The following is a 2,015-nucleotide window of genomic DNA, read 5'->3' on the forward strand; positions in this document are numbered from 1 at the left end:
CTCGTAACCCACTTTATACATTAAGTACTTGTTTAAGCAGCTTAAAACTCAAACTCTAACGCCATTCTAAAGCTATGATTCTTCTCTGACTGGCTGATTTCAGTAATAAAACCGGCTTCCCACTTTAATTGTTTTTGCCCATCAAAGCGGTGTAAACCAATAAACCCTGGACCAATACCCACAAAGTCTTCCCCTAAATACATTTCAATCGCGGGTTGAAATGCAGAACGATAGCGGTAACGATACTGCGCTCTAAACTCACTTTCCCACTCGTTTTCTATGTCTTGCCCCCACTCATACACTAGAAAAGCATTAAGCGTTAAACTGGCGCGACCCATCTCTTTTTCAACTACAAATCCCGTTGTGGCTTCAAAAACATCTTTGGTGTGTTGTTTTTCTAGTTCAAACAAAGCGCCCCAATCGGCCCATAATCGGCCTTGTTCTATTAGTTGCCATCTAAGCTCCAATTCATATGCTTGTAAGCCAAAGTCGCCGTTGTCGTCTCGCTCACCCACTAAATAACCTTCTAGTGCCATGGTATCGTTAATTGCCCCGCCCATCCCTAAACGCTGCGCTAAAATATTGCCGCTATCAGTTTGGTGCGATACGAATCGCCATTCGACCTCGCGTTCAAACGGCAAAACGTACGGGTGATATACTTTATCCACCACCATTCCATCGGCGTGCGCGTGTGTGGGTATCAATAAACCAAAACCAATTAACACAGCACCTGCAAATAACTTCATTGCCTTCATGATTGTTCCTTAGCCATTGATTTAGGAATAAAATAACAAACAGATAAAAAGACCACGCTGCTTAGGATATAACTTAAAACACTGGTTAAATTAGGTGTGGCCTCATAACCAATAAACGCACGCAACATACGCCCAAACTCTGAATTTTCGGTTAAAATAGCACGTAAATCCCAAACCGTTGCGGTGGTTGCTATCACATCAATTTGACTGGCTAAATCCAGTGCTACCACTAGTTTTGCTGCACTATTTAGTGCTAGTAAAAGTAAAATAGGGGAAAGTCCGAAACGCTGTTTAATGGCACTCAATAAAAAGTACAGCAACACACTAAAACTACTGCATATTCCAAGCCCTAAAAAAGTACCAATAAATAAGCTTTGTGCCGCTTCGTTGCTTTGCCAAAATCCAATTAAATAAATTATGTAATGACTCAAATAAAGCGTCATCACACTCATAATTGCGATAATAAAAGCAGCTGTTGCTCGTTTAACGGCGTAGTGCAGTGCACTGAAAAAAATTAAAATACACAAGCCAATCTGAGTATATTCTAAACCTTGGTAATCGAACCAAGGGCTAATAATCGGGGCGCTTTTTACAAATAAAAATGTTAAGCCTATACCTAAACCAAGCATACCCAGCAACCGTAGCAAACTTTGCTTAGCAATCACTTGCAGCAAAATAAGTAAAATGGCGACTGGCAGTAACTGATTGAGGCTCATCACTAAACTAGTTATTAGCATTGGGTTGCTCCTTATCAGTGACAATAACAGCACCGCGCGCAGTATTTGGCGAAAACTCACCAAAAAATTCATAGCGGCCAGGTGTTAATGGCCCAATATAAATCACGCTTTTGCGATTAGGGTAAAGCACTTTCTCTCGGTTGAGATCAAAGCTGTCGAATTCTTCAGGCGTACTATCTTGATTTTCGATTAACAAGCGTACCTTTTTATTAGCTGGCACGACGATTTCTGCGGGGTAAAACAAATGATCTTTAAGTACAACTAAATACTCTTTGCTAACAACATTAAATGACAAAAATATGCAGCAATATAAGTAAGGGCTAATAAGTCGTTTAATCACATTTAGCTCCTGCAAAAACCACCTGCACCTTTAAGCCGCCCAAAGCGCTATCCGTTAAATTAATCTGGGCGTTATAAATAGCGATAATATGCTGAACTATTGCCATGCCCAAGCCAGCTCCCTGCTCACCTGAAGGATGTTGATCGCCGCCAACGCGATAAAAGCGATTAAATACTCGTTTTT

At 40.8% G+C, this 2,015-nt stretch carries 3 protein-coding genes and 1 pseudogene; all 4 read right to left on the reverse strand.

Translation table 11 applies throughout. The features are described from left to right. Positions 1-41 precede the first annotated feature (41 nt). A complete protein-coding gene (locus tag P20439_RS01790; RefSeq protein WP_008464159.1) occupies positions 42-755 on the reverse strand; it encodes a hypothetical protein in 714 nt (237 codons plus the stop codon). Further along, on the reverse strand, positions 752-1,492 hold the full coding sequence (locus P20439_RS01795) for a hypothetical protein (RefSeq protein ID WP_008110740.1): 741 nt from the start codon (positions 1,490-1,492) through the stop codon (positions 752-754). Before P20439_RS01795 ends, P20439_RS01790 begins: the two co-directional genes overlap by 4 nt. After that, the gene (locus P20439_RS01800) at positions 1,479-1,832 is read right to left on the reverse strand and encodes a cupredoxin domain-containing protein (protein ID WP_008110741.1); all 354 of its coding nucleotides are present in this window, start codon (positions 1,830-1,832) and stop codon (positions 1,479-1,481) included. Before P20439_RS01800 ends, P20439_RS01795 begins: the two co-directional genes overlap by 14 nt. Continuing rightward, positions 1,825-2,015: pseudogene (locus P20439_RS18420) on the reverse strand (ATP-binding protein); the annotation flags it as partial. The pseudogene P20439_RS18420 and the gene P20439_RS01800, both read right to left, overlap by 8 nt.

The organism is Pseudoalteromonas sp. BSi20439 (assembly GCF_000241165.1).
GTDB lineage: Bacteria > Pseudomonadota > Gammaproteobacteria > Enterobacterales > Alteromonadaceae > Pseudoalteromonas.